The sequence below is a fragment of the Pontixanthobacter gangjinensis genome, from assembly GCF_009827545.1.
Lineage (GTDB): Bacteria > Pseudomonadota > Alphaproteobacteria > Sphingomonadales > Sphingomonadaceae > Pontixanthobacter > Pontixanthobacter gangjinensis.
Map to the genome: position 1 here is coordinate 1,744,148 of NZ_WTYS01000001.1, position 26,168 is coordinate 1,770,315.

Below are 26,168 nucleotides of genomic sequence, written 5' to 3' on the forward strand. Positions count from 1 at the left end.
GGCCGCAAAATGTGCGGAATTGCCGGATTATTTCACCTTGGGACTCCAAAGCCCGTCGATCCGTTCCGTGTTGAACGGATGTGCGATGCGATGGTTCATCGCGGTCCAGATGGTGCCGGGGTATGGACCGATGCTGGAATTGGGCTGGGCCATCGACGTCTTTCGATAATCGATCTCGAAGGCTCACCGCAGCCGATGCATTCAGCCGATGGTGAAACGGTGATCGCGTTTAATGGCGAGATTTACAATTTTCGCGAATTGCGCCGCGAGCTTGAAGGACAGGGAGCTCGTTTCCGAACCGACGGGGATACCGAGGTCATCTTGGCCGCATGGCAGCGTTGGGGCATTGACTGCCTCGACCGGCTGAACGGTATGTTCGCCTTCGCGCTCTACGATAAGCGCAAGAAAGAACTTTTGCTGGCCCGCGATCGTTTGGGTGTGAAGCCGCTGTTCATGGCTGAATTGAGCGATGGAAGCATGGCTTTTGCGTCTGAATTAAAGGGATTGCTGGCGCATCCTCTGTTGCGTCGTGAAGCTGATCCCAAGGCAGTCGAAGATTATATGGCTTGGGGCTATGTTCCAGACCATCGCTCGATCTTGAAGGGCGTAGAGAAACTACCAGCAGGGCATTTTCGTGTGCTGAAACACGGGGCGTCCGCGCCGCCGCCGCGTCAATGGTGGGATATCAGCTTTGCCGATCGACATAAGGGATCGACCAAGGATCTTTCCGCGGAATTGATGCATCATCTGCGCGAAGGAGTAACTTCACGCATGGTTTCCGATGTACCGCTGGGTGCGTTTCTGTCGGGCGGCGTGGACTCATCGAGCGTTGTTGCGCTGATGGCGGAAGCCTCCTCGGAACCTGTAAATACATGTTCAATCGGGTTCGATGTCGCTGATCTGGATGAAACCGGATACGCCAAGCAAGTAGCTGATCTTTTTTCAACCAACCATCACAGCCAGACCGTTCAGCCTGACGATTTCCAAGAAATTGATCGCCTCGTTAGTATGTTCGACGAACCCTTTGCCGACGCATCCGCTCTGCCGACTTGGCGCGTCTGCCAGTTGGCGCGAGAGCACGTCACCGTGGCGTTGTCAGGTGATGGCGCAGATGAGGCTTTTGCAGGATACCGTAGGCAGGTTTTCCATGCGCGTGAAGAACAGGCGAGGGCGGTTTTGCCGGCATACTTACGCAAGCCCATTTTTGGCGGATTGGGTGCGATTTGGCCAAAGGCAGATTGGGCGCCGCGCCATTTTCGCGCCAAGTCCACTTTTCAGTCGTTGGCTGCAGATGGCGAGGTCGGATATGCGCGAGCGCTTTCCGTGATTCCGTCTGAGCATCGCCACGCGATATTTTCTGAACCAATGCGGCGCGAGCTAGGCGATTATCGCGCCGAACAGCCGCTAATTGACTTGATGAAGCATGCACCCGGCAGATCGGGCCTCGACCGCGCTCAATATGCGGATCTCAAATTCTGGATGCCAGGAGATATCCTGACCAAAGTCGATCGCACTAGTATGTCTGTTAGTCTTGAGGCGCGCGAGCCTCTGCTTGATCACCGTCTAATCGAATTTGCTGCACGATTGCCGCAGAAGGAGAGGATACGCGGGCGGCAGGGAAAGTGGCTGTTAAAGCATACGATGGAGCGCTACTTACCGGATAATATTCTATACCGGCAGAAGCAGGGCTTCGTGACGCCTATCTCTCAATGGTTTCGCGGGCCACTTGCGTCACAGGCAAAGGCAATTGCTGCGAGCGCCGGCTTGGCGAAGACAGGATGGTTCGATTCCAAAGCTTTAACGCGAATTGCAGACGATCACATCGAAGGACGTACCGATAATGGCAGAATTCTTTGGCAGTTATTGATGCTTCAAAAGTCAATAAAGCATCTCGGCATCGTAGGCTAAGTCGCAGAAAACGAGTCACATTTACTTATCCGGTGGCCTCCTTCGGGACAATTCATGAATTCTAATTGTAAATAATCGTTTGCCAAGCGAGTCAGCACTCATGTAGCCTGCAATTGATGAGGGCCGAAACCACCCAAGACAGGGGTCGCAAATGGATCGGGTTGAAGCGGAATTAGTTGAGGGAGCAAGCGGCGTGCACGACGTCGAAAGGTCCGCAATGGTGTTTGGAAGTGGTGACGAGCATATGCTTGAGAGCCCCGCTACGCTTAATAAAATTCCTGAAGAATTATTGGCATTGAAAGAGCTTGATGTTCTCTATCAGGAGGATACGCAGGCGCTTTGGACGTATATGCGACCGAAGGGTAGGCCTAGCTTTACACCGCCAATGCTAGGCGATTTTGAAAGTTGGCAGAAGAACATCGCCAAGGGCTTTGGCCCGGGTAAGCTCCCTCTCAAATATCTTATTTTAGGCAGTCGTGCTCCTGGTGTGTTTTGTTTTGGTGGCGATTTGACACTGTTCCAAGACTTGATCCGCAATCAGGACCGCAAAGGTCTTGAGATGTACGGTCACCGATGTTGTAAGATTCTTCATCGTAATATGAATAGCCTGAACCTGCCAATGCTAACCATCGGCTTGGTCGAAGGCGCGGCGCTGGGCGGGGGTTTCGAGGCTTTGCTGTCGTTTGACCATGTGGTCGCAGAACGCGGGGCGACTTTCGGATTGCCCGAAATTATGTTCGGTCTGTTCCCTGGCATGGGGGCGCACGCCTTCCTGTATCGGAAGCTCGGAGCAGCCGCTGCCCAGCGGCTCATCCTGTCAAACGAGACGTTTACTGCCGAGCAGATGTTTGATCTTGGACTGGTCCATCAATTAGCGGAGAATGGTCAGGGCCTGCATGCCTGCCGGGACTACATAAAGAAATCCGATCGCCGTCATGCGGGACTAGTAAATGCTAGGCGGGCAATGAAAGCTGCGTGGAAGCTGGAATTGGCAGAGCTCACAGAAATTACTGAATTGTGGGCAGACGCTGCATTGCAAGTGAGTGAACGCGACCTCAAGGTGATGTGCCGTTTGGCATCAGCTCAGCAGAAACTGGCTGACGCAGCATAAGTATTTAGCTTCTTAATCAGCGGTCCCATGGCCCAATGCCATATAATCGGCGCTTTGCATCTCCATCAACCGGCTGACTGTGCGCTCGAATTCGAAAGCGCCATCGCCGGCTTGATAGAGTTCGCTGGGTTCAGCTTCGGCGGTGACGAACAATTTGACCCGGTATTCATAAAGCGCGTCGATTAAGGTTATGAAGCGGGCTGCTTCGTTGCGATCATCGGGCCCCATTTGCGGGATGCCGACAATAATTACGGAATGGTAGGTCCGGGCAATTGCCAAATAGTCGCTCGCGCCGCGTGCTTCGCTGCACAACCGCTTGAAACTGAATACGCCGACACCTTTGAGCGCTCTTGGAACAAACAGTTTTCGCCCGCCGCCCAAATCCAATTCGCCGGATGGGACATTGTTGCCATCATCTGGATCGTAATCGGTTAAGCGGAAAAATGCTTCACGGACCTGCGCGGTTGCATCGTCTCCCAGCGGGGTGTGCCAGGCCTCGATCCCGTCGAGCCGGTCTAACCGATAATCGGTAGGGCCGTTGAGCGGGATGATGTCCAGTCGCTCCTCAATCAGATTGATAAATGGCAGGAAATGCTCGCGATTAAGCCCGTCTTTATACAGGTCTTGCGGAGGGCGATTGGACGTTGTGACGATCGTGACATTTTCATCGAGGATTAGCGCGCGGAAAAGCCGGCTCATAATCATCGCATCTGCGCTGTTGTTCACCACCATCTCGTCAAAGGCGAGGCAGCGGAGCCCCTTAGCGATCTGCGCTGCCACCGGCGGGATTGGATCGCCGATTTCCTTCTTGCGCTCTTCGCGCAGCAATGCGTGAACTTCCAACATAAAAGCATGGAAGTGCACCCGGCGTTTTTCACCGATGGCCAACGCTTCGTGGAACAAATCCATCAGCATCGATTTACCGCGGCCAACACCGCCCCACATGTATATTCCGCGTGGCGGCGGGGTTTTCTTGCCGAGCAATTTTCCGAAAAACCCTTGGCCGTTCTGGCTGACCAATTGCTCGCGCAGCGCTGCCAATTTTCGTGCGGCGCTGGCTTGTTCGGGATCTGGCCGTAATTCACCAGCGGCGACCAGCTGTTCATAACGAGAGACTGGTGTTCCCGTCATTTTTTGGGTGACGCTTTGCGCACCAATCCTGAAAATGCAGCGACCAGATGATCCTGCTGGAGAATCTCACCGCGCATGAACATCAGGCGGCCAGTCTCTCGCATCACCTCGACCACGGCATCAAGCGGTTCGGTCGGCTTTCCGCCGCCGATGAATTGGGTGGAAAGCTCCAAAGTAACCGCCATTCCGGCTTCGGATTCGCGGAGAACATGCATGGCCGAAAACAACGAGATGTCGATCAGCGACAAAGTTACCGCGCCGTGGATCATATCCTGTAGATTGGTGTGACGCCTCTCGGGCATCATCCGCAGACGACACTTAGTGCCTTCCTGACGCACCATCATCGGACCCATCACTTGCGTGTTGAACCGCGTATTGTCCTTCAAATCCCAGCTGTACCAACCGGGGTGCTCAGGCAGCTTGCGATATTCAAAGAAATCAGGCGGAGCGCGCACGGTTCCAGCCTCTCTGGCTTAAATCGACCGTTCGGCCATCATCTTCTTTGTTTCGGCTATTGCCTTGGCCGGGCTTAGACCCTTGGGGCAAACGTTCGCGCAATTCATGATGGTGTGGCAGCGATACAGGCGGAACGGGTCTTCCAACTCATTCAAACGCTCGCCGGTCATCTCATCGCGGCTATCGGCGAGCCAGCGGTAGGCTTGCAGCAAAATAGCCGGGCCGAGGAATTTGTCGCTGTTCCACCAATAAGACGGGCAGCTGCTCGAACAACAGGCGCACAAAATGCATTCATATAGGCCATCAAGCTGCTCGCGCTCTTCCGGGCTCTGCAGGCGCTCCTTGCCGCTTGGAGTTGGCGTAACAGTCTGCAACCATGGGCGAATTGACGCATATTGCGCGTAGAAATGAGTGAAATCGGGGACTAGATCCTTGATCACTTCCATGTGCGGCAAAGGAGTGATTTGGATATCACCCTTCATGTCCTCAATTGCAGAGGTACAGGCAAGGCCGTTCTTGCCGTTCATATTCATTGAGCAGGAACCGCAGATGCCTTCGCGGCAAGACCGGCGGAAGGTCAATGTTGGGTCTATCTCGTTCTTAATTTTGAACAAGGCATCAAGGATCATAGGGCCGCATTGGTCCAGATCGACTTCGAATTTGTCATAACGCGGGTTCTCGCCGGTATCGGGATCGTAGCGATAGATTTTAAAGGTTTTGACCCGCGTTGCGCCTTCAGCCTTGTGGCTACGGCCTTTACCGTTGATCTTGGAATTCTTGGGAAGGGTGAATGTCGCCATGAGGTCAAAGTCCTGATTTCGCTTTGCGCGTGTCTTACCGAATATGCCCGTCAACACAAGCGTCTGCCGCCAGTTTCTGGCATCGGCTTTCACTATACGATGGAACACATGGAACACAGTTCAAAAGAACGAAAGCCGTCTTGCGAATTTTGCATGAGAATTTACCTGCGGGGGAACCTTTGATCCATTCCGTCCGTCTATCGTCCATGAGCGATGTAGGACAGCATGAGCACGATTGGCCGCGGTGCGCGGTTGTCTTCGGCGCATCGGGCGGGATTGGAGCAGCTTTCACTGAGGCTTTCCAAGAGTGGGATGTAGACCATATTTTCGCTGGGTCCCGGTGCGGAGATAGCTCGACGCATCCGTCAGTGCGCAATTTTGCTTTCGACCTGACGGATGAGGTCAGTATTGCTGCCGCAGCCGATTTGGTTAGAGATCGAAAACCCGATTTGATTGTTATTGCAACCGGGATTCTCACGCTAACAGAGAATTCTGGGCCGGAGCGGAGTTACCGCAAAATCGACCCGCGCTCGATGGAGGAGGTGCTTCGCCTAAACACAATCGGCCCTGCCATCATCGCCAAACATTTCCTGCCGTTGATGCCGCGAGACCGGCGCGCGGTGTTTGCGGCGCTATCCGCACGGGTCGGTTCGATCAGCGATAACGGGCTGGGTGGTTGGCATTCTTACCGCGCTTCCAAGGCGGCCCTGAACATGTTGCTCAAGAACTTCGCAATAGAACTCGGCCGTACGCATAAACACGCCGTGATCGCAGGGTTGCACCCTGGCACGGTGGATACGCCGCTATCGGAACCCTTTCAAAGCAATGTCCCAAGCGGCAAGCTGTTCACGCCGAAATACTCGGCAAGCGCCATGTTGGATGTGCTATCGCAGCTTACGCCAAATGATAGCGGAGAAGTGTTTGATTTTGCAGGTGAGCGGTTGGAGGCTTGATTGGGCTGATACCCGCAAATGGTTCGTTAACGGACGTCACCGCCCCAATACCAGTATCAGACCATCAATCGATTGCGGCGCAAGCTATCGGCCAAGATTGTCTCGATCAATTCAGCCTGTGTCCAACCGGCGAGCACGGCTGAGCGGCCATAGACTTTTTGCGACCACAGATTGCAGTTCAAATTGACTTCGATGAAATGCACCTTGCGGGTTTCGCGGTTTACACGGAATTCGAACCGGCCGTAATCGAATGGACGATAATCGGCCCATAGCCTCTGAGTATAATCGCTAATCAAATCGGATAATTCCGTATCATTTTCGAATGGATCAAGCGAGTATTTCTGGCTCCGGTCGACCAGATCACGCTTCTCCTGATATGTGCGCAAATGGGCGGGGTCTGCTTGTTCGAAGATCATTTTGGGCATCAGAACCGGATCGCCCATCGTGATAACGGGAACTTCGACATCGCTTCCCACCAAAAATGGTTCGACGATTGCGTCATGCTTATCGGCGTGGATTTCATCGATTGCCAATTTGACACCAGCCCAATCGGTCGCGTCATGCACGCCCCAGCTGGCTGACGAGGCATTGGGCTTGATAACATAACGCTCTGCCTTGGGGCAGGTTGCTGGATCAATGGGGGCGCCGCGCCGATAGATCGCCCAATCTGCTGTCGGCACGCCAGCAACCACAGCTGCGCGCTTTGCCAGATGTTTATCGTCTGAAAGGCCGCGCAAAATCGGGCTGGCACCCAAAAACGGGATGTCATGCCGGGTGCAAAGCAACGGGCCGAGCATTTCGGAGTTAAAGAAGCCGGCACGGTTTAGCAGAGGAAAGACGAAGTCGACTTCGGGCTTTTCGAACAAGACATCGAAACTGTCAGCGAGCATCAAGTTGAGCCCAAGGCCCTTCAAAATCTCCCGCGTTTCAACGTGATACAGTGCATGGTTGCCATCATCAGGGTGCAGACCTCCATCCCATTTCGCATGTTTTGCGATGAACAAGATGCGCAATTGCTCTTTGGTCGCGGCATCGATGGTAAGCGGCTTGATCTGCTGCACGGCTTTATTAACCTCTTTTGCGGTGGTGCTGCCCCTTAGATCTGCTAGTCCATTCTTCAAAGTACAATTGTTGAGTGTCGCACTGAATGACCCAGAAATTTTCCGATCTGCACCCTGATTTTTCAGCCGATGATGCCGTTAGAAATGCGATTGCGCTCCTTTCTTCCGGGGGGGATGCGCGGATTACGCTCGATCCCGAAACAGGGCTTAACCGCTATATGTCGGCACCTTACCCGCGCACCGCATTGGCCTTCGCATCGTCCACCGCCAACGACATGTCGGTCGATGCATTTCACCATGTGCTGTCTGTGATTAAAGCCGGATTGCCAGATTATGCCGCGCATTTGGCAGGTTTGAGCAGCCGTATTCGCGGCGCATATCAACTCGGTTCGGATTGCGATGTGGTATTTGCCCCATCGGGAACCGATCTTGAATATGTAGCGCTGGCGGCGGTTCGTGGCCGGATGGCTGGCGGAATACACAATATTTTGCTTGGTGCAGACGAGGTCGGCCGGGGATGCGTTCACTCTGCGCATGGAAATTTCTTTGCAGGTGAAACCGCGCTTGGCGTGTCCGCGCAAGCTGGTAAAAACGTGCCGGGATTGGCTGAAGTCAGCTTGGCCGATATTCCCGTTAGGTGCACTGAGGGGCAAGCCTGTGATAGCGCGGAAATGACCGCCGCCATCCGGATCGAGCTGGAATTGGCGCAGCAGATGAACCGTCATGCGCTCGTTCACGTTGTACATGGTTCGAAGACCGGGCTGATCCTGCCTGAATTGGCTGAGTTGGACTTACTGAAGGCGGAGTTCGGTGACGCATTCACGCTGGTAGTCGACGCCTGTCAGGCCCGGATAATGACGGATGCAGTAAAAGCCTATCTTGCACGCGGAGCGATTGTATTTCTGACCGGTTCAAAATTTATGGGCGGAGCGCCGTTTAGCGGCTTTGCCTTGGTCCCATCCAAGACAATCGCAGGCGCCCAAGCCTTGCCAGACGGCTTTCGGTCGATTTTCAGACGCGCTGAATGGCCCAAAGCTTGGGCTGGCGCGGAGCAATTGGAAGATAGCGGCAATCCAGGTTTGGCGTTGCGGATCGAGGCATCGATTTTTGAACTCGAACGGTTTCAGAGGGTGCCGATTGCCGACGTTCGGCGAGTGATCTTTGCGTTCCAGAACACTCTGAAGCGGGTCTTGCTTGAACCTTTCGGTTTCGCATTGGTCAAACCGTATAGCGACGGACACGGGGCAGAAGCGCGCGAGCACCCGCTTGAGATGCTAACCTTGGCTACGCTAGATGTCAGTAGCCATCCGACATCTGAATCGTTCGAGGGTTCCGAAATACTCCACCGGAATCTTGCGATGAATGGAATTCGATTGGGCCAACCTGTCAAAAGTGTTCGTACGGCAGCAGGCAAGTGGGGCGGGACGTTGCGGGTCGGCCTATCGATGCCGCAGATGGTGCGTTTTGTAGTGCTTGACGACAGAGCTCTCGAACATGCACTTGAATGCGACCTTGGCAAGGTTGCGGTTGCGCTAGAGGAGCAACGCGCGGTCAATTAGGCCGAATGGCTAAACGCCCGCGAGTTTTGCAGTTTCGAGGATCGCACCGACAAACCCTTCGGGATCATCTTCCTGTATGAAATGGCCACCCTGTAGCGTTCTGTGCAAGTTATGCTTTGCGCCGGGAATGCGCTGTTTGAACGCCTCATCGCCGCCGCGGGTAATCGGGTCTTTATCGCTGAAACAGCAGGTGAATGGCTTCTCAAAACCCTCAAGCACTTTCCAAGCCTCTAGTTGATCGGGCACAGCAACATTTTTGCCAAGCGGAACCAGAGCGGGGAATATCCGCGCCGCCGCCTTGCTACCATGAATGTCATAGGGCGCGTTATAGGCATCAACGACATTGGTCGGCAGATCCGTTCTGGTTGCCTTCTGAATAATCCCGCCAATCGGAAATATTGGACTGAATTTGGCGAAAGTACGCCATTTCGCGAATGCTGGCGGAGGCTCTTGTCCTGCAGGCAGGCCGCCGTTGGACAGTACCACCGCGGCAAACTTGTCGGGCGTTTCAGCGACCATCCTCAGGCCGATCAAGGATCCCCAATCTTGGCATGCAAGCACTACATTGTTTAGCCCGACCGCGTCGAACCATTCGCGCATCCATGCGACATGGCCGGCATACGAGAAGATTGATTTTGAGGTCGGCTTGTCTGACTTTCCGAAGCCGATCAGATCGGGCGCGATAACCCGGTATCCAGCATCAACCATTGGGCCTACCATTTTCCGGTAGAGGAAGCTCCAGCTCGGCTCGCCATGCATCATCAAAACTGGCGTGCCGTCGCGTGGTCCTTCGTCAATATAATGCAAACGTAGCCCGCCTTTCAGATCGTGATAATTCGGTTTGAATGGGTAATCAGGAATGTCTGCGAAACATGCTTCCGGGGTACGGTGAACTTTTGCCATATCAATCCTCTTGGTTTTACTTACCATGCAGTTCGTTCGCGCAGATGGGAAGAGGGGGCAGGAATGGGTTTGCAAAGTTGGTGGGATGAACATGGCGTACCGAGACTGATCAAGGTTGCGTGCGGTAGCCCTCAAATCATGAAATTACGGTCACAAATTGTACCGCGCGCCAGGGGCGATGTATTTGAAATCGGCTGCGGCGGCGGCATCAATCAAGAATTCTACAACGCCGCCGCTATTACACGCTATTGCGGAATAGATCCGGGCGGAAAGCTGCTGGAATATGCCAAAGCGGCCGCGGACAAGAAGGGTTGGGCGGCTGATATTCGTGACGGGATTGGAGAAGATATTCCGTTCGAGAACGAGAATTTCGACACCGTGGTCTGCACTTATACGATGTGTTCGGTTGCTGATCAGACACAAGTTGTCCGAGAGATGCGTAGGATATTGAAGCCTGGAGGGCAGCTGCTGTTTCTCGAGCATGGCCGAGCGCCAGACGCCGATGTGGCAAAATGGCAGGACCGGATCGAGCCTATTTGGAAGCCGCTAGCTGGTGGATGTCATTTGACTAGGCCGATCACATCGGCGGTGCGCGAGGGCGGCTTTGAGGTTGAGCAATTGGGTGAACGATACGCCCCCAAGACCCCGCGACCTGTTGGCTGGATGGAATGGGGTGTCGGGGTAAAGACCGAATAGCTGAGCGGCCATTATGGTCATGCTCAAATCTCTTTGACTGTACCACGAAAAGGGCCGCCCGGCGATGTTACGCCGGGCGGCCCTAATTCATTCTCCGGTAAGTATGGCGATCTTACTCACCAAATGTGCGTTGCCACCAGCCTTTGCGGCCTTTGGTTGGCTCGGCAGATGCTTCGCCTTTGTCAGTCGCTTCGGGAGCAGGAGAGGATGTCTCCTCGGCCTTCGCTTCGCTTTCAGAGGCTTTCTTTTTTGCAGGTGCGCGTTTGCGTGGCGCTGGTTTTGCCTTTTCTGCTGCAGGAGCCTCGTTGGCATCCGCAGTTTTGCGGCGTGTCCGCTTTGGCTTTGGTGCCTCTTCAGCTGCAGCACCAACCTCGGCTTCGCCATTGGCTGCATCTTTCGGTGCGGCTTTCTTGCGCGGTGCACGCTTGGCTTTCGGCTTGGCTTCAGTATCGCTGGCAGTATCTTCTACCGCTGCTGCGTCGGCTTTTGCTTTCGGAGCAGGTTTTTTGCGAGGAGCGCGCCGAGCCTTCGGCTTAGGAGCATCTTCTGCGGCCATAGCTTGAGCAGTTTCGGGCGCACCATCGGGACCGGCCACTACGGCCATGTCTTGGACGACTTGTTCCGAAACGGCATCTAGCTTCGCAGCATCTTTGGCGGTTACTTCGTTGCTGTCATTGCCAGCTTCGTTGTCGCCACCATTCTCAGAGTTTTGCTCACTATCGCTGCGATTGCGTCCACCACGGCGTCCACGTCCACCACGACGGCGGCGTTTCTTCCTCGGCTTGCCATCTTCGTCGAGCTCTTCGTTACGGCTGTTGTCGCGATTATCATCACGCTTCGCTGGGCGATCACTGTTATCGTCATCAGACGAATTGTCATTGTCGCTGCCATCGTCATTGCGCGGCTTACGGCCACGACCGCCACGGCGGCGGCGCTTCTTTTGGGGGCGACCATTGTCATCGCGATCACCGCCGTCATCATCCGCATCGTCTGTTTCGACTTCGATGTCATCATCATCATCGTCATCATCATCATCGACTATAGGTTCAAAATGTGGTGCCTCGGTCGGTTTGGGGCCAGCGCTGCCAACCGCCATTTTCGCGCCTTCTTCTTCGCCTTCTGGAATGACTTCGACAGAAACGTTGTAGCGCTCTTCGATTTCGCGCAGATCGGCCCGCTTCGAATTGAGCAGATAGATTGCTGCTTCTGTGCTGGCCGCAAGCGAAATTATGGTGCCTTTTCCTTTCGCCGCTTCGTCTTCAATCAGACGTAGGGCTGAAAGGCCTGCGGAAGAGGCAGTGCGGACGAGTCCGGTACCATCGCAATGCGGACACTCTCGTGTGGTCGCCTCAAGCACACCGGTGCGCAAACGCTGGCGGCTCATTTCCATCAGGCCAAAACCCGATATACGACCAACCTGAATCCGGGCGCGATCGTTTTTGAGTGCGTCCTTCATTGCGCGCTCAACTTTGCGGATGTTGGAATTATATTCCATGTCGATGAAGTCGATCACGACCAGACCGGCCATATCGCGCAAGCGCAGTTGGCGAGCGATTTCACGCGCGGCTTCTACGTTGGTGGCAACTGCTGTTTGCTCAATGCCGTGCTCTTTCGTGGAACGGCCTGAGTTGATGTCGATTGAAACCAACGCTTCGGTTGGGTTGATTACAAGGTAACCGCCCGATTTCAGCTGGACCATGGGATCATACATTGCCCGCAATTGGTCTTCTGCGCCGTAACGCTGGAACAAGGGAACCGGATCGGAATAGGCTTTCACCCGGCGCGCGTGGCTGGGCATCAGCATCTTCATGAAACCCTTGGCCAGTTTATAACCGTCTTCGCCTTCGACGATTACTTCTTCGATCTCGCGATTGTAGATGTCGCGGATTGCGCGCTTGATTAGGTCACTGTCCGAATGGATCAGGGCAGGGGCACTAGAGCCGAGCGTGTTATTGCGGATATCATCCCACAAACGGGCGAGATAATCGAAGTCACGCTTGATCTCAGTTTTGGTGCGGCTGAGGCCAGCAGTGCGGACAATTAGCCCCATGCTCTTGGGAAGGCTAAGATCACCGACAATTTGCTTGAGGCGCTTGCGATCCGGTCCACTGGAAATCTTACGGCTGATGCCGCCGCCGTGGCTGCTGTTAGGCATAAGCACGGTGTAGCGGCCAGCGAGGCTTAGATATGTGGTCAGAGCAGCGCCTTTATTGCCGCGCTCTTCTTTCACTACTTGTACGAGCAGAACCTGACGGCGCTGGATGACGTCCTGGATTTTGTAACGGCGGCGCAGAGCCATCCGCTTGGCACGAACTTCGTCGACAGCTTTGGCACGGCTTCCGCCGTTCTTGCCTCCGCCTTGACGCCGGCCGCCTTTGGCCTTCCGTCCGCCGCGTCCGCGGCCTCTTCCACGGCGACCGCGATCTTCTCCGCCGTCTTCCTTGGATTCTTCTTCGTCCGAATCGTCATCATCATCGTCGTCATCGTCGCCATCAACGTGGCCTTCTTCGATTGTGGCGACTTTGTCTTTTTCAGACGTATCGATTTCTTCCATGCCGTCTTCGGCTAGGTCTTCTGCGAGCGCTTCTGATGATTCATCCTCAGCATCATATTCGTCGCCTGGAATGTGACCTTCGTCCTCTTCGGCAGCGCGCAAAGCGGCTTCCTCTTCGGCAGCTTCAGCTTCTTCAGCCAGCAAAGCTTCCCGATCTTCTTTCGGAATCTGGTAATAATCGGGGTGAATTTCGTTAAAGGCTAGAAAACCGTGACGGTTGCCGCCGAAGTCGACAAATGCCGCCTGCAGCGATGGTTCGACCCGCGTAACTTTCGCTAGGTAGATATTGCCTTTGATCTGCTTGTGTTCAGCAGATTCAAAGTCAAATTCCTCAATCCGGTTTCCCTTTAATACCGCCACTCTGGTTTCTTCCGAGTGGCGCGCATCGATTAGCATGCGCGTTGCCATTGAATTTTCTCCATGCGCATCCGGGCGGAACAGGCCTAACGGCCGTTTCCAACAAAGGGACACGCAAATATGTGTGAATACCGCCGGACTTAATTGGCCGTGCGGAAATGAATGACCGGTTCCGGCGCTGATGCGCCGCGTTTTCTATGCTGAACCGGAGTGATGTGTATGCAGAGATAAAATTGCGCGAATGTTGCGCTGCCCGGTCCGCCCACGTCACGCCATGACCTTGCGGCCATGTCGTCTGGGTCGGGGAGAGGCTTCTCATGTCTGCATCAACCTGTTGAATTACCAAAGCGAATACTGTGGTAGTATCTGGAATGTTTCTCTTAACGAAGGATGATTTACAAATCATTCGAACACGAAGAGGGGAACCCTTTCCAGTGACAGAGCGCTAGCACCGTGGGTTTCCTATCGCAACCATATTGCGCAATGTGTGCGCAACACCCTAACAACGGCGAGCAATGTCACTTCGTATACAACTTTGGCTGATTTTTCTTGCGCCTGTCGTTTTGCTCGGCGGGCTTTATGCATTCGGGCTGACGCTTCCGGTGCCCCATTTGGGGCGCGACTATGTCATCAGATTGGCATTGCCGGAACAGGGCGCACCGGTGGATTTACCTGAGATTCTTGGGCCGCAAGATATCACTCGTCCGCTGGTAGTCATCGACGCAGGACACGGCGGCAAAGACCCCGGTGCAAGTGGGGCCGGGTATCGGGAAAAAGATGTGGTCCTAGGCTTGGCAATCGCATTGCGGGACCTGTTGCTTGAAGAAGGCGGAATACGGGTCGCATTGACCCGGTCTGATGATACATTCCTGATTCTGGAAGAGCGCCCCGAGATCGCCCGCAGGCTAGATGCTGATTTGTTCATTTCGATCCATGCCGATTCGTCGGGCGAGGTCAGCGGGGTTAGCGGGGCGAGTATCTATACCCTATCTGACGAGGCTTCGAGCGAAGCGGCGGCTTTGTTCGCAGAGCGAGAAAATAATGCCGGATCATTGAACGGGGCAATTATCGAAGGTCACAGTAAAGAGGTTAGCGATATTCTGGTCGAACTGTCGCAGCGCCGGGTTCAGCAGAACTCAGATCAATTCGCTGGATTGATCACGCGTGAAGGGCAAAATTTGCTCCGCTTCCATCCGCAACGGCGCCGCTCGGCCGCATTGGCAGTTTTACGAGCGCCTGATGTACCGGCAGTGCTTTACGAATCGGGATATATTACCAATCCCGCCGATGCGCAGCGGCTCGCATCTGAAGAGGGGCGAACCAATTTTGCTCAGGTGATGGCGCGGGCGATAAGAATCTATTTCGCCCGGCAAACGGACCAATAAGCATGTGCTTTGAAACGGCTACTCAGCCACACTTGGACCACTATTCCGGTGGCGCCCGTAAAGCTTCTTGTAAAGCTTCTGGTGCGAGACAGAATCTCCGTGCTAAGGGCCATGGCCAACTATGACTGACACATCGAAATTCGAATCCTTGAGCTATAGAATCCGCCGCGAAGCTAGCGGCATGATCGCTTGGTTTAAGCGCAATTGGCACGAGCGCCGCTGGTTCAAATGGGGCAGCGCCGGGCTCGGCGCATTGCTGGTGCTTTGGCTGATAGCGTGGGTCTTGCTCGCCAGAAGTTTGCCCGACGCTGAAACACTCCTTGAATATGAGCCGCCATTGCCAACAGTGGTTCGCGGTATTGATGGCGAGATTGTCCATTCTTATGCCCGTGAACGGCGGGTTCAGTTACAATATTCCGACTTTCCTGAGACTCTGATCGAAGCCTATCTCGCAGCAGAAGATAAGACTTTCTTTAGCCACGGTGGGATTGATGCAGGTGGTTTGGTTGGCGCGGTTATCGATTATGTCAGCAAGATGGGGTCCGACGAGCGCGCGGTTGGTGGTTCGACCATAACCCAGCAAGTGGCCAAGAATATTCTACTCACAAACGAATATTCCGTTAGCCGCAAGATCAAGGAATTGATGCTTGCGCGGCGAATTGAAGGGGTTTTGAACAAAGAACAGATCCTCGAACTTTATCTTAATGAAATTCCGCTGGGCCGGCGATCTTACGGCGTTCAGGCCGCATCGCGAGCCTATTTTGGAAAAGATGTCGGGGATTTAGAGCTTCAGGAAATGGCGTTTCTTGCCATTTTGCCAAAAGCTCCGGAAGTTTATGGTCGTTCGAAAAATGCAGAGCGCGCCATCGAACGTCGCAATTTCGTCCTTAGCCAAATGGTTGAGAATGAATTTGTCACCTCCGCCGAAGCAGAACTCGCCAAGGGTTTGCCACTTGGCTTGATCACTCAGGCACAAGATAGCAGATCCGCTGATGCCGGTTATTTCCTTGAGGAAGTGCGCCGCAATCTAATTGAGGAGTTTGGCGAAACCGCCGATGACGGAAAGAACAGTGTCTATGCAGGCGGGCTGTGGGTTCGCACGTCGCTTGATACCCAAATGCAGGATGCGGCTCGAAATGCACTGCGTAAGGGTATGATGCGTTATCATAGCGGCAAGGGCTGGGGCGGTCCGATTGCAACGATCAATCTGGATGACGGAAGTTGGAGTAGCCAGCTGGAAAGCTCCTATCTTGGCATCAACTATGAAGGTTGGAGAGTTGGCGTTGTGACAGCGCGCAATGGTGCTTCAGCCACCGTCGGTTTTTCAGATGCAGAAGAAGCGCCTTTGACCAATTTGCCAAATGCTCTGAAGCCCGGCGATGTCATCGCGGTAGCAAAATCGGGTAGCGGATATGCTGTACGAACGTTGCCGGGCGTATCTGGCGGCTTTGTTGCGCAAGATCCGCAGACTGGTAGAATTTTGGCGATGCAAGGTGGGTTCGATAGCCGGCTTGGCTCTTTCAACAGGGCAACGCAGGCAAATCGCCAGCCTGGCTCTACCATCAAGCCGTTTGTTTATGCGACTGGCCTCGAAAATGGTATGACGCCTGCCAGCGAAGTTCCCGATCAGACCTATTGTTATTATCAAGGCTCTCGCTTGGGTGAGAAGTGCTTCCGCAACTCCGGCGGCGGAGGTGGCGGCGTGCACACCATGCGCTGGGGCTTAGAGCAATCGCGGAACTTAATGACTGTGCATATCGCAATGGAATCCGGGATGCCAAAAGTCGTTGAAACTATCAAGAATGTGGGTATCGGCGATTTTGAACCTTATCCCGCTTTCGCATTGGGTGCAGGCGAGACCACTGTGGTGAAGATGGTCAACGCTTATTCGGCATTGGCCAATCATGGGCGGCAATTTGTTCCCTCTGTCATTGATTACGTACAGGACCGCCGCGGCAAGGTAATTTTTCGTGCTGACAAGCGTGATTGTGCAGGCTGCAACATGGCGCAGTGGGATGGGCAGCCGATGCCGCGCCTCGCGCCGGGCGGAAATCAAGTCATCGATGCGCGCACCGCCTTCCAAACGGTACATATGTTAGAGGGCGTGGTTCAGCGGGGGACCGGCACGGTGCTGCGTTCGCTTGACCTGCCAATGTTCGGCAAGACCGGGACGACATCCGGCCCGAAGGATGTTTGGTTCGTAGGCGGAACGCCTGACGTCATCGCCGGTGCTTATATTGGATATGATAATCCGAAAAACCTTGGTGGCTATGCCCAGGGCGGTACGGTGACCGCTCCTATTGTTAAACAGTTTTTCGAAGAGACCAAGAGCCGGATGAGCGGAGATCCGTTTATTGCTCCGGCCGGGGTGAGAATGGTTCGCGTCGACCGGATATCGGGCAAACGCGTGTTCGATGCATGGCCCGGCTCGGACCCCAAGGCGAGCGTAATATGGGAAGCCTTCAAGCCTGACACTGAACCGCCGCGCGCGACCCGGCGCGACGAGATAGAAAGCAAACGCAAGGAAATCCTCGCCTCGATCCGCCGTGGTTCGCAGACGCAAAGCCAACAGGCTGCCGCGAAACCCAAAGAAGAAGTTCAAGAAGACTTTGTCGAAGAACAAGGCGGCATCTACTAGTCAGGCACGGCGTAGTGGACGCACCAAATTGCGAGTGCCGCTAAGCTTTACAAACCATGTTCCTCCGCTAAGCGGACTGCGAACTTGCTTAAGGAAATTTCTATGCGTGCCGAGGGTCAGGGCCATATTGACCGGATTGAAGCCGCTCTCCAATTAGTGCGTCAGTCGCTCGATTGGGAACGCGCCTTGCGCCGTCTGGATGAATTGAACGCCCGTGTAGAAGATCCGACTCTGTGGGATGATCCCAAGCAGGCGCAAGCACTAATGCGCGAGCAGAAATTGCTTGAAACATCGGTAAACACCGTCCGCGAAATTTCATCCGAAATGTCCGACGCTTGCGAGTTCATCGATATGGGCGAAGCAGAGGGCGATGAAGACATCGTCAATGACGGATTGGCCAGCCTCGAAAAGCTTGCCGACCGCGCAGATGCTGACAAGGTTCAGGCACTGCTCGCCGGCGAAGCGGACGGGTTCGACACTTACATAGAAATTCACGCGGGCGCTGGCGGGACAGAAAGCCAGGACTGGGCAGAAATGCTGCAACGGATGTATTCACGCTGGGCCGAACGCAAAGGCTATAAGGTTGAGCTTGTCGACTATCATGCAGGTGAGCAGGCCGGGATCAAATCCGCGACTTTGTTGGTGAAGGGCGAGAATGCCTACGGTTACGCCAAGACCGAAAGCGGCGTGCACCGTCTGGTTCGTATCAGCCCGTATGATAGCGCGGCGCGGCGCCATACCAGTTTCAGTTCGGTCTGGGTCTATCCGGTTATCGACGATGATTTCGAAGTCGACATTAATGAAAGCGACTTGAAGATTGATACTTATCGCGCGTCGGGCGCTGGTGGCCAACATGTCAACACGACCGATTCTGCAGTGCGCATTACCCACCAGCCGACCGGAATTGTCGTCGCCAGCCAGAACGATCGTAGCCAACATAAGAACCGTGCAACCGCAATGAATATGCTGAAAGCGCGGCTGTTCGAACGCGAGATGGCAGAGCGCGAGGCGGCAGCAGGCAGTGAGTATGAATCGAAGACAGAGATTGGCTGGGGCCACCAGATCCGATCTTATGTCTTGCAGCCATACCAAATGGTCAAGGACTTGCGGACTGGCGTCACCTCAACCGCGCCGGACAGCGTTTTGGATGGCGCAATTGACGAATTTATCTCAGCGGCGTTGGCGCAACGGGTGACTGGTGAAGCAGTTGATGTGGAGGATGTTGATTAGTGCTTTCGGGATGTCGCGGCGCAAGTTTTATGCTTGCGAACTTTACCGCAGGGGCCCGGTCGGATTAAGGCGAATTTGATGAATGTTTCTGCGCAAATTGGCCCGGCACTGATAGCTTTGGCTGCCGGTGGGTTGCTGTTATCGAGCTGTAAGCCGGTGACAGATAACGACCGCCCGGAAACTGCGCTTGAATTTCCGCTTCCTGATCGGCCTGTGTCTGAGATTGGCGGTAATTCATTCTCTACCGAGACTGCTCGCGATGCTGCTGGCGAGGCTGAGACAGTGATGGACTTGGCTGAGATAAAGCCGGGAATGACCGTTGCCGATATCGGTGCGGGGGAGGGGTATTACACAGTTCGTTTGGCAGAACGTGTCGGCGCCGAAGGCAGGGTGCTGGCGCAGGACATAGACGAACAGGCGCTGGTTCGGCTTGGCACGCGAGTGGAGAAGGACAGGCTAGATAATGTCTCGATCAAGCCAGGTGCTGGCGATGATCCGCGTTTGCCGCAAGATAGTTTTGACCGGATTTTCCTCGTGCATATGTATCATGAGGTGCAAGAGCCTTATGCATTTCTCTATCGGCTTTGGCCTGCATTAAGAGAAGGTGGACAAGTAATTGTGGTCGATGTTGACCGCCCGACCGACCAACACGGAATTGATCCGCTACTGCTTTCGTGCGAATTCAAGCAGGTTGGTTTTGAACTGGTTACATTCAAGGATGCGCCGGAGCTTGCTGGGTACTATGCACAATTCAAAGCAGCCGCTACGAGGCCGGAACCAAAAGATATAAAGCCGTGCCGTGGGCCAGAAAATGGCTCAGCGGATAAGAAATTCAAAGCGGCAAAATAGGTCGTAATTCAAGGGTTGATGGACAATGGGATTTAAGGGATTGAGCCCGATCAAGTATGGCGGACGCGAAGTCTGGCCCTTGATCGAAGGCGGCAAAGGCGTTTCGGCAACCAATCACATGAGCTCCGGCGCGTGGGCTGCTGCTGGCGGTATTGGAACCGTCAGTGCAGTAAATGCCGACAGCACCGATGAGAATGGCGAAATCATTCCGCAGCTCTATCCCCAAAAAACCCGCAAAGAACGGCACGAACAGCTGATCCGTTACGGCATCGATGGTGGGACCGAGCAGGTTCAAAAAGCTTATGAAATGTCCAACGGACAGGGTGCGATTAACATCAATGTCTTGTGGGAAATGGGCGGCGCGCAAGCAGTGCTCGAAGGGATTCTCGAAAACACTAAAGGCATGGTTAGTGGCGTAACTTGCGGCGCGGGGATGCCGTATAAGCTGGCGGAAATAGCCGCGCGCTACAATGTCAGCTATTTACCGATCATCAGTTCTGCGCGCGCGTTCCGCGCTTTATGGAAGCGCAGTTATCACAAGGTCCCTGATCTAATGGCGGCGGTAGTCTATGAGGACCCGTGGCTCGCGGGCGGGCATAACGGACTGTCCAACGCAGAGGACCCACGCGAACCACAGGATCCCTATCCACGCGTTGCTGCTTTGCGTGAAACGATGCGCAAGGAAGGCGTTTCGGAAGAATGCGTGATTGTGATGGCAGGCGGCGTCTGGGCGCTGAATGAATGGGAAAACTGGATCGATAACCCTGAACTTGGCAAAATCGCATTCCAGTTCGGCACGCGCCCCTTGCTAACTCAGGAAAGCCCGATCCCGCAGGAATGGAAAGACATGTTGCGTACGGTCGAACCGGGCGATGTCTTGCTCCATAAATTCTCGCCAACCGGGTTCTATTCCTCGGCGGTCAAGAATCCGTTCCTGTTCGATTTGATTGATCGTAGCGAGCGGCAGATTAGTTTCTCCAAAGAGCAAACCGGCGACCATTCGGTCCAACTGGGCTTTGGCGGCAAAGGCGCGAAATTGTGGGTTGCGCCAGCTGATCAGGAAAACGCTCGCGTCTGGATGGGCGAGGGCCATTCCGAAGCACTAAAGACACCTGATGATACGCTGGTGTTTGTGACGCCAGAAAAGCGCGACGTAATCCGAAAAGATCAGACCGATTGCATGGGCTGCCTGTCACATTGCGCGTTCTCGTCTTGGAAAGACCACGATGATTATACCACTGGCCGCCTCGCTGATCCGCGTAGCTTCTGCATCCAGAAGAACCTGCAAAATATCGCGCATGGTGAACCGGTTGACGAGAACCTCGCCTTTGCCGGACACACAGCATACCGGTTCAAGCAGGATCCGTTTTATTCCAACGGCTTTACGCCGACGGTGAAAGAATTGGTTGACCGGATATTGACGGGGGAGTGAGGTCGGACTTCGACCCAGTTGCGGACACTCCGTCCAAGCCCCGCATTAATACGCCAAGGCGGGCGCTATCCAATTATGGCACACCCACTGAGCCTGCGTCACCATACCTTAAAGGAGCGCATCCAGCACTTGATCCGGCGGGCGGTGTCCGTCGGCCCAGAAACGGATATTGGCGATGACTTTCTCGCCAGAGGCCTCGCGTCCCTCTGCGGTGGCGCTGCCGATATGGGGTAGGGTCATGACATTGGGGTGGGCTAGCAAGCGCTTGTCGACATTGGGTTCATCGGGATAGACATCAAGACCAGCCCCGGCGATGGCACCGCTTTGGAGGGCCGTGATCAATGCCTCCTGATCGACCAGGTCGCCGCGCGCGGTGTTGATCAGGCATGAGCCGGGCTTCATCAAATCAAACCGGTCCTTGTCATAGAAACCGATGGTTTTTTCCGTCGCAGGGCAATGCAGCGTGACAATATCCGACGCTGCAATCAGATCATCTTCGTGCTCGAAGAATTGCGCGCCGAGCATAGTTTCTACCGCAAGCGGCAGCCGGTGCCGGTTGTGATAAGCGATCTTAAGACCGAAGGCGCGCGCACGATGGGCGACGGCTTGGCCAATCCGGCCCATTCCGATGATGCCGAGAACCTTTCCGCCCAATTGCCGCCCGAGCATTCCAGATGGTGCCCATCCGGTCCATTCGCCGCGGCGAACCAACGACACGCCTTCGCGCACCCGGCGCGGAACGCCGATAATCAACGCTAAGGTCAGATCGGCGGTATCGTCGGTGAAAACGCTGGGGGTATTGGTGACCATGATGCCGCGTTCGCGCGCGGCCTTCAGGTCAATATGATCCGTTCCTGCACCGAAGCTGGCGATCAATTTCAACCTTTCGCCAGCACTGTCAATCAAGGCGCTGTCGATACGGTCTGTTACCGTAGGAACCAGAACGTCGATGCCTTGCATCGAAGCGGTCAGTTCTTCGCGCGTCATGGGAATATCTGTGGTGTTCAAAGTGGTGTCAAACAATTCGCTCATCCGCGCTTCAATGCTTGGCATTAGATGGCGCGTGACAGCGACTTTCGGAGTGCCTTCAACCCGGCGTGTGTTGATATCGTTTGGATTAGGAGCGTTGGCATGAGGCATGATTAGGGCGCTAGGACGGCTTGATAGTGAGCGTCAAGCTGGCCAGCGCGGAATTTCCGGTGAATCATGCTTGAATGCTGGGGCTGGGGGGCGCTAATATCAGGTCATGCGTTTTCGGATTCTCTTCTGCCTTTCTTTATTGTTCGTGTTGCTTCAGCCCCCGCTGCATGCGCAAGACCGTGACGTTCCCTATTGGGCGTCGATTAAGACAAATGAATTGAACATGCGCGTAGGCCCGAGCCGCGACTATAAAGTCAGCTGGGTTTACCGGCGTGAGCAATTGCCGCTCAAGGTCCTTCGTGTGGTTGATGGCTGGCGCTTGGTGCAGGATTCAGAAGGCACGCAAGGCTGGGTTTCAAGCAGCCTGTTAAGTCCGCGCCTCACAGCGCTGGTGGTTGGTGAAGGACTTGCCCCAATGCGCGACGCAGCAAACGCCAACGGCGGTCTTAAGTGGAATCTCGAGCCGGGAGTTGTTGGCTATCTTGGCGGTTGTAGCGATGGTTGGTGCGAACTTGATGTTAAGGGGTACAGGGGTTGGGTGTCGCAATCCCGTCTTTGGGGCGCTGGTGAACCCTAGGTAGTATCGAGTGCGTCGAACCAGTGGTGAAAACTAAAAGGGCGGCCATTGCTGACCGCCCTTTGAAATTAGAAAAGTTGTGAAGCTTAGCCTGCAGGTGCGACAGTAACGGTCTCACCAGCATCCGAAGTTGCGGTGAAGGAGCCGGTCTCGTCAGCCGCAGTTGCGGTCCAGCATACTTCGCCCTCATCTTCGCCGTCGCCAGCTGGATCGAAGCACGAACGCGCGCCTTCTGAAGTATATGTTCCTTTGATCTCGGCGCCATCAACCGTCGCTGTGTACACGCCAACTTCGTTGGTCGTGTAAGGTACGACGGTGCCGTCCGCATAGGTTGCGGTGTAAGATCCGGGTGCCGGTGCGGTTACAGCAGCAGCGGCTACTTCTTCGGTTGCAGCAATGTCTGTTGTCGCCGCGTCGTCTGCAGCTTTCTCACCGCATGCGGCCAGTGTGGCGACAGCAGCTAGTGCTAGGAATTTTTTCATTGGAGGTCTCCCTCTGCGGAATTGCAGGCGCGCATTATGCGACTTGCCGTCATAATTGGCAAGGATCCGGTCGATCAGCCTCACTGCGGCGTACACGTAATCGTTAAACCATTTCGACCGCAATTGCCGTGGCTTCTCCGCCGCCAATGCAAAGGCTGGCGATGCCGCGCTTCTTGCCCTGTTGCTTTAGCGCGTTGAGCAACGTTACGATAATCCGTGTGCCGCTCGCACCGATAGGATGGCCCAGAGCCGTGCCGCCACCATTTACATTGATCTTGTCGTGGGGGATGCCGATGTCGCGCATGGCAAACATCGCCACGCAGGCGAATGCTTCGTTCACTTCCCACAGATCGACATCATCGACCGACCAGCCTGCCTTTTCGAGGACAGAGTTAATCGCGCCAATCGGGGCGATCGTAAATTCCGAAGGTTCCTGAGCATGCGCGGCGGTCGCAATCAGAGTTGCGATTGGCGCTTGGCCATTGGCCTTGGCTACGCTGTCACGCGTCAGCACAACGGCGGCTGCACCGTCCGAGATCGAGCTTGAGGTTGCTGCGGTGATCGTGCCGTCTTTAGCGAAGGCGGGGCGCAATGTCGGGATTTTGTCCGGCATGCCGCGACCGGGCTGCTCGTCAGTATCGACCAGATGCTCGCCTTTGCGAGTTTTGACGGTGACGGCCACAACCTCGTCTGCGAATGCACCGCTTGCAATAGCGGCGTTGGCACGGCGCAGGCTTTCGATCGAATAATCGTCCATTTCCTCGCGGGTCAGCTGATATTCATTGGCTGTATCCTGCGCGAATGTTCCCATGGCCCGGCCCGCTTCGTAGGCATCTTCGAGGCCGTCTAGGAACATGTGATCGTAAGTCGTGTCGTGGCCGATGCGCGCCCCGGAACGATGCTTCTTAAGCAGATACGGGGCATTGGTCATGCTCTCCATTCCGCCCGCAATTATTGTGTCGGCAGAGCCTGATGCAAGCGCCTCGGCACCCATAATAACCGTCTGCATACCTGATCCGCAAACCTTGTTCACGGTGGTCGCCTGAACCGATTTTGGCAATCCAGCCTTTAGCGCCGCTTGGCGGGCGGGGGCTTGACCAAGACCAGCGGGGAGAACGCAGCCCATATAGATACGGTCAATCGAGGCGCCGTCTGCTCCGGAACGCTCAACAGCTGCCTTTACCGCAGTTGCGCCCAGATCGGTTGCTTCGACATCGGACAACGCCCCTTGCATGCCGCCCATCGGGGTGCGGGCATAGGACAGAAATACAATAGGGTCATTGGCGGAAAACTGGGCCATGGATTATGCCTTTCGAGAAGGGGATTTGGATTTGAATCAGGAGTAGTGCTGCACTGCGTCAAAATCAATCGGGATAGCTATGCGTATCCACGCGTTGGGAAGAACAAGCTTGTCATTCATAGCCAGCTGGTGAACAATCAGTGGCAAATAGATACCAATGGAGAGAACTTAATGGTCGATAATCGCAAAGACGAAATGGAATCCATCCTCAAACTTCAGCGTGATGCGTTTACCGCGGCCCGGCCAGAAGCCATTTCGCTTCGCAAAGACAGGATCAAGCGCGCGATTGCGCTGCTGGTCGATAATGGCGAAGAATTGTGCCAAGCCATGAACGAAGATTTCGGCAATCGCAGCCGCGATATGAGCATGATGACTGACATCGCCAGCAGCGTGAATTTCGGCAAATATTGCCTCAAGAATATCGACAAATGGTCGAGGCCTGAAAAACGCGGCGTCACATTTCCACTTGGTTTGCTTGGCGCGAAGGCCGAAGTCCGATTTGAGCCCAAGGGTGTGATTGGCATCATGAGTCCATGGAATTTCCCCGTCCAACTTTCCTTCAGCCCATTGATGCAGGTGCTCGCAGCGGGCAACCGAGCGATAATCAAGCCTTCCGAATTTACCGAGGCCACATCGGCTATGATGGCCGAACTGGTTGCAAAATATTTTGCGCAGGAAGAGGTGGCAGTCGTCACTGGCAGCCCTGAAGTGGCGCAGGCGTTTTCCAATATGCAGTTCGACCATTTGGTGTTTACCGGATCGACCGCGACAGGGCGCCGCGTGATGGAAGCTGCGGGCCGCAATCTGGTGCCGGTAACGCTCGAACTTGGTGGTAAATCGCCGGTGGTCCTAGGCCGAAGTGCTGATCTGGAAAAGGCTGGCGAGCGGATCGCTATGGGGAAGATGATGAATGCTGGCCAAATCTGCCTTGCGCCAGATTATATGATTGTGCCGGAAGAGAATGAGGACGCCGCCGTCGCTGCGGTCCAGCTTGGTGTGCATAATCAATATCCGACATTGCTGGAAAATGACGATTACGCATCTGTAGTCACCGACCGCCACTTTGACCGTTTGCAAGATATGGTCGCTGATGCTCGGGCCAAAGGCGCAGACGTGATTGAAGTCAATCCAGGCGACGAGGACTTTTCCAGCACAAACAGCCGCAAAATGCCGCTGACTATCTTGCGCAATGTGAACGACGATATGCTTGCGATGCAAGAGGAAATTTTCGGGCCGGTTCTGCCTGTAAAAACCTATAAGCATGTCGCCGAAGCAGTCGATTATATAAATCAAAATGACCGTCCGTTGGGCCTCTATTATTTTGGCGCTGACAGTAACGAGCGCGAGCAGGTGCTGACCAAGACAATCTCCGGCGGCGTTACCGTCAACGATGTTATCTTCCATATCGCGATGGATGATCTGCCATTTGGCGGGGTCGGCCCATCAGGCATCGGGTCCTATCACGGGCCCGAGGGGTTCAAGGAATTTAGCCACACACGCTCGGTGTACAGCCAGCCAAAAATCGATGTTGCCAAACTTGGCGGGTTCAAGCCACCCTATGGCAAGGCAAGCAAGAAAGCGATTGCCATGCAGGTCAAGAAGTAACGTTGCGCAAAACGCAATAAAGGGCGTGGGGATTTCAACCC

General features: G+C 54.7%; 21 protein-coding genes. 12 read left to right on the top strand and 9 right to left on the bottom strand.

Going from position 1 to position 26,168, the window contains the following annotated elements; genetic code table 11:
* Window positions 1–9 precede the first annotated feature (9 nt).
* The gene (locus GRI36_RS08225; protein ID WP_160598019.1) at window positions 10–1,908 is read left to right on the top strand and encodes an XrtA/PEP-CTERM system amidotransferase; all 1,899 of its coding nucleotides are present in this window, start codon (window positions 10–12) and stop codon (window positions 1,906–1,908) included.
* Window positions 1,909–2,059: 151 nt separating this feature from the next.
* A complete protein-coding gene (locus GRI36_RS08230) occupies window positions 2,060–3,019 on the top strand; it encodes a crotonase/enoyl-CoA hydratase family protein (protein WP_235902204.1) in 960 nt (319 codons plus the stop codon).
* 12 nt (window positions 3,020–3,031) lie between these two features.
* Here the strand turns inward: GRI36_RS08230 and zapE are convergent, their stop codons facing one another.
* The 3 genes from zapE to GRI36_RS08245 are packed head-to-tail and all read right to left on the bottom strand — an operon-like array spanning window position 3,032 to window position 5,406.
* On the bottom strand, window positions 3,032–4,150 hold the full coding sequence (gene zapE, locus GRI36_RS08235) for a cell division protein ZapE (protein ID WP_160598020.1): 1,119 nt from the start codon (window positions 4,148–4,150) through the stop codon (window positions 3,032–3,034).
* The gene (locus GRI36_RS08240; RefSeq protein ID WP_328598366.1) at window positions 4,147–4,605 is read right to left on the bottom strand and encodes a PaaI family thioesterase; all 459 of its coding nucleotides are present in this window, start codon (window positions 4,603–4,605) and stop codon (window positions 4,147–4,149) included. Before GRI36_RS08240 ends, zapE begins: the two co-directional genes overlap by 4 nt.
* An 18-nt stretch (window positions 4,606–4,623) precedes the next feature.
* Window positions 4,624–5,406: a succinate dehydrogenase iron-sulfur subunit gene (locus tag GRI36_RS08245; protein ID WP_160598021.1), complete on the bottom strand. Its 783-nt coding sequence runs from the start codon at window positions 5,404–5,406 to the stop codon at window positions 4,624–4,626.
* Window positions 5,407–5,612: 206 nt separating this feature from the next.
* Between GRI36_RS08245 and GRI36_RS08250 the strand changes: the two genes are divergently transcribed.
* Window positions 5,613–6,359 carry an SDR family NAD(P)-dependent oxidoreductase gene (locus GRI36_RS08250; protein WP_160599143.1) on the top strand — a complete coding sequence of 249 codons (747 nt, stop codon included), beginning with the start codon at window positions 5,613–5,615 and terminating at the stop codon, window positions 6,357–6,359.
* Between the two features lie 56 nt (window positions 6,360–6,415).
* On the opposite strand, the gene GRI36_RS08255 is transcribed toward GRI36_RS08250, so the two are convergent.
* Window positions 6,416–7,420: a D-alanine--D-alanine ligase family protein gene (locus GRI36_RS08255; protein WP_160598022.1), complete on the bottom strand. Its 1,005-nt coding sequence runs from the start codon at window positions 7,418–7,420 to the stop codon at window positions 6,416–6,418.
* Between the two features lie 86 nt (window positions 7,421–7,506).
* On the opposite strand from GRI36_RS08255, the gene GRI36_RS08260 reads away from it, so the two are divergent.
* Window positions 7,507–8,979 (top strand): hypothetical protein, encoded by a 1,473-nt coding sequence (locus GRI36_RS08260; protein ID WP_160598023.1) that lies wholly within the window; start codon window positions 7,507–7,509, stop codon window positions 8,977–8,979.
* A gap of 9 nt (window positions 8,980–8,988) precedes the next feature.
* Here the strand turns inward: GRI36_RS08260 and GRI36_RS08265 are convergent, their stop codons facing one another.
* The gene (locus GRI36_RS08265; protein ID WP_160598024.1) at window positions 8,989–9,882 is read right to left on the bottom strand and encodes a haloalkane dehalogenase; all 894 of its coding nucleotides are present in this window, start codon (window positions 9,880–9,882) and stop codon (window positions 8,989–8,991) included.
* Window positions 9,883–9,945: 63 nt separating this feature from the next.
* On the opposite strand from GRI36_RS08265, the gene GRI36_RS08270 reads away from it, so the two are divergent.
* Entirely contained in the window at window positions 9,946–10,578 is a 633-nt protein-coding gene (locus tag GRI36_RS08270) for a class I SAM-dependent methyltransferase (RefSeq protein ID WP_160598025.1), read from the top strand.
* 112 nt (window positions 10,579–10,690) lie between these two features.
* Here the strand turns inward: GRI36_RS08270 and GRI36_RS08275 are convergent, their stop codons facing one another.
* On the bottom strand, window positions 10,691–13,540 hold the full coding sequence (locus tag GRI36_RS08275) for an Rne/Rng family ribonuclease (protein ID WP_160598026.1): 2,850 nt from the start codon (window positions 13,538–13,540) through the stop codon (window positions 10,691–10,693).
* Between the two features lie 464 nt (window positions 13,541–14,004).
* Here GRI36_RS08275 and GRI36_RS08280 point away from each other — a divergent pair, with 464 nt between their 5' ends.
* The 5 genes from GRI36_RS08280 to GRI36_RS08300 all read left to right on the top strand — a co-directional run bounded on the left by GRI36_RS08280 (window position 14,005) and on the right by GRI36_RS08300 (window position 21,023).
* Entirely contained in the window at window positions 14,005–14,874 is an 870-nt protein-coding gene (locus GRI36_RS08280) for an N-acetylmuramoyl-L-alanine amidase family protein (RefSeq protein WP_160598027.1), read from the top strand.
* A gap of 121 nt (window positions 14,875–14,995) precedes the next feature.
* Window positions 14,996–17,512 (top strand): penicillin-binding protein 1A, encoded by a 2,517-nt coding sequence (locus tag GRI36_RS08285; RefSeq protein WP_160598028.1) that lies wholly within the window; start codon window positions 14,996–14,998, stop codon window positions 17,510–17,512.
* A gap of 102 nt (window positions 17,513–17,614) precedes the next feature.
* Window positions 17,615–18,742, top strand: coding sequence for a peptide chain release factor 2 (gene prfB / locus GRI36_RS08290; protein WP_160598029.1), 1,128 nt, complete (start codon window positions 17,615–17,617; stop codon window positions 18,740–18,742).
* 78 nt (window positions 18,743–18,820) lie between these two features.
* Window positions 18,821–19,591 carry a class I SAM-dependent methyltransferase gene (locus tag GRI36_RS08295; RefSeq protein ID WP_160598030.1) on the top strand — a complete coding sequence of 257 codons (771 nt, stop codon included), beginning with the start codon at window positions 18,821–18,823 and terminating at the stop codon, window positions 19,589–19,591.
* A gap of 25 nt (window positions 19,592–19,616) precedes the next feature.
* Complete coding sequence (locus GRI36_RS08300; protein WP_160598031.1) at window positions 19,617–21,023, top strand: NAD(P)H-dependent flavin oxidoreductase; 1,407 nt, start codon at window positions 19,617–19,619, stop codon at window positions 21,021–21,023.
* 108 nt (window positions 21,024–21,131) lie between these two features.
* On the opposite strand, the gene GRI36_RS08305 is transcribed toward GRI36_RS08300, so the two are convergent.
* Window positions 21,132–22,163, bottom strand: a complete 1,032-nt coding sequence (locus GRI36_RS08305; RefSeq protein ID WP_160598032.1) for a 2-hydroxyacid dehydrogenase — start codon at window positions 22,161–22,163, stop codon at window positions 21,132–21,134.
* A 223-nt stretch (window positions 22,164–22,386) separates the two neighbouring features.
* Between GRI36_RS08305 and GRI36_RS08310 the strand changes: the two genes are divergently transcribed.
* Complete coding sequence (locus tag GRI36_RS08310; RefSeq protein WP_235902205.1) at window positions 22,387–22,740, top strand: SH3 domain-containing protein; 354 nt, start codon at window positions 22,387–22,389, stop codon at window positions 22,738–22,740.
* A gap of 86 nt (window positions 22,741–22,826) precedes the next feature.
* On the opposite strand, the gene GRI36_RS13730 is transcribed toward GRI36_RS08310, so the two are convergent.
* The gene (locus GRI36_RS13730) at window positions 22,827–23,222 is read right to left on the bottom strand and encodes a hypothetical protein (protein WP_202392144.1); all 396 of its coding nucleotides are present in this window, start codon (window positions 23,220–23,222) and stop codon (window positions 22,827–22,829) included.
* Between the two features lie 103 nt (window positions 23,223–23,325).
* A complete protein-coding gene (locus GRI36_RS08315; protein ID WP_160598034.1) occupies window positions 23,326–24,522 on the bottom strand; it encodes a thiolase family protein in 1,197 nt (398 codons plus the stop codon).
* 171 nt (window positions 24,523–24,693) lie between these two features.
* On the opposite strand from GRI36_RS08315, the gene GRI36_RS08320 reads away from it, so the two are divergent.
* A complete protein-coding gene (locus tag GRI36_RS08320) occupies window positions 24,694–26,127 on the top strand; it encodes a coniferyl aldehyde dehydrogenase (protein ID WP_202392145.1) in 1,434 nt (477 codons plus the stop codon).
* Window positions 26,128–26,168 lie beyond the last annotated feature (41 nt).

Excerpts from the sequence above, each read along its gene's own strand:
- GRI36_RS08225 (WP_160598019.1), top strand. The coding sequence starts at position 10 with ATGTGCGGAATTGCCGGATTATTTCACCTTGGGACTCCAAAGCCCGTC.
- GRI36_RS08230 (WP_235902204.1), top strand. The coding sequence starts at position 2,060 with ATGGATCGGGTTGAAGCGGAATTAGTTGAGGGAGCAAGCGGCGTGCAC.
- zapE (WP_160598020.1), bottom strand. The coding sequence starts at position 4,150 with ATGACGGGAACACCAGTCTCTCGTTATGAACAGCTGGTCGCCGCTGGT.
- GRI36_RS08245 (WP_160598021.1), bottom strand. The coding sequence starts at position 5,406 with ATGGCGACATTCACCCTTCCCAAGAATTCCAAGATCAACGGTAAAGGC.
- GRI36_RS08250 (WP_160599143.1), top strand. The coding sequence starts at position 5,613 with ATGAGCGATGTAGGACAGCATGAGCACGATTGGCCGCGGTGCGCGGTT.
- GRI36_RS08260 (WP_160598023.1), top strand. The coding sequence starts at position 7,507 with ATGACCCAGAAATTTTCCGATCTGCACCCTGATTTTTCAGCCGATGAT.
- GRI36_RS08265 (WP_160598024.1), bottom strand. The coding sequence starts at position 9,882 with ATGGCAAAAGTTCACCGTACCCCGGAAGCATGTTTCGCAGACATTCCT.
- GRI36_RS08270 (WP_160598025.1), top strand. The coding sequence starts at position 9,946 with ATGGGTTTGCAAAGTTGGTGGGATGAACATGGCGTACCGAGACTGATC.
- GRI36_RS08275 (WP_160598026.1), bottom strand. The coding sequence starts at position 13,540 with ATGGCAACGCGCATGCTAATCGATGCGCGCCACTCGGAAGAAACCAGA.
- GRI36_RS08280 (WP_160598027.1), top strand. The coding sequence starts at position 14,005 with ATGTCACTTCGTATACAACTTTGGCTGATTTTTCTTGCGCCTGTCGTT.
- GRI36_RS08285 (WP_160598028.1), top strand. The coding sequence starts at position 14,996 with ATGACTGACACATCGAAATTCGAATCCTTGAGCTATAGAATCCGCCGC.
- prfB (WP_160598029.1), top strand. The coding sequence starts at position 17,615 with ATGCGTGCCGAGGGTCAGGGCCATATTGACCGGATTGAAGCCGCTCTC.
- GRI36_RS08295 (WP_160598030.1), top strand. The coding sequence starts at position 18,821 with ATGAATGTTTCTGCGCAAATTGGCCCGGCACTGATAGCTTTGGCTGCC.
- GRI36_RS08300 (WP_160598031.1), top strand. The coding sequence starts at position 19,617 with ATGGGATTTAAGGGATTGAGCCCGATCAAGTATGGCGGACGCGAAGTC.
- GRI36_RS08305 (WP_160598032.1), bottom strand. The coding sequence starts at position 22,163 with ATGCCTCATGCCAACGCTCCTAATCCAAACGATATCAACACACGCCGG.
- GRI36_RS08310 (WP_235902205.1), top strand. The coding sequence starts at position 22,387 with ATGCGCGTAGGCCCGAGCCGCGACTATAAAGTCAGCTGGGTTTACCGG.
- GRI36_RS13730 (WP_202392144.1), bottom strand. The coding sequence starts at position 23,222 with ATGAAAAAATTCCTAGCACTAGCTGCTGTCGCCACACTGGCCGCATGC.
- GRI36_RS08315 (WP_160598034.1), bottom strand. The coding sequence starts at position 24,522 with ATGGCCCAGTTTTCCGCCAATGACCCTATTGTATTTCTGTCCTATGCC.
- GRI36_RS08320 (WP_202392145.1), top strand. The coding sequence starts at position 24,694 with ATGGTCGATAATCGCAAAGACGAAATGGAATCCATCCTCAAACTTCAG.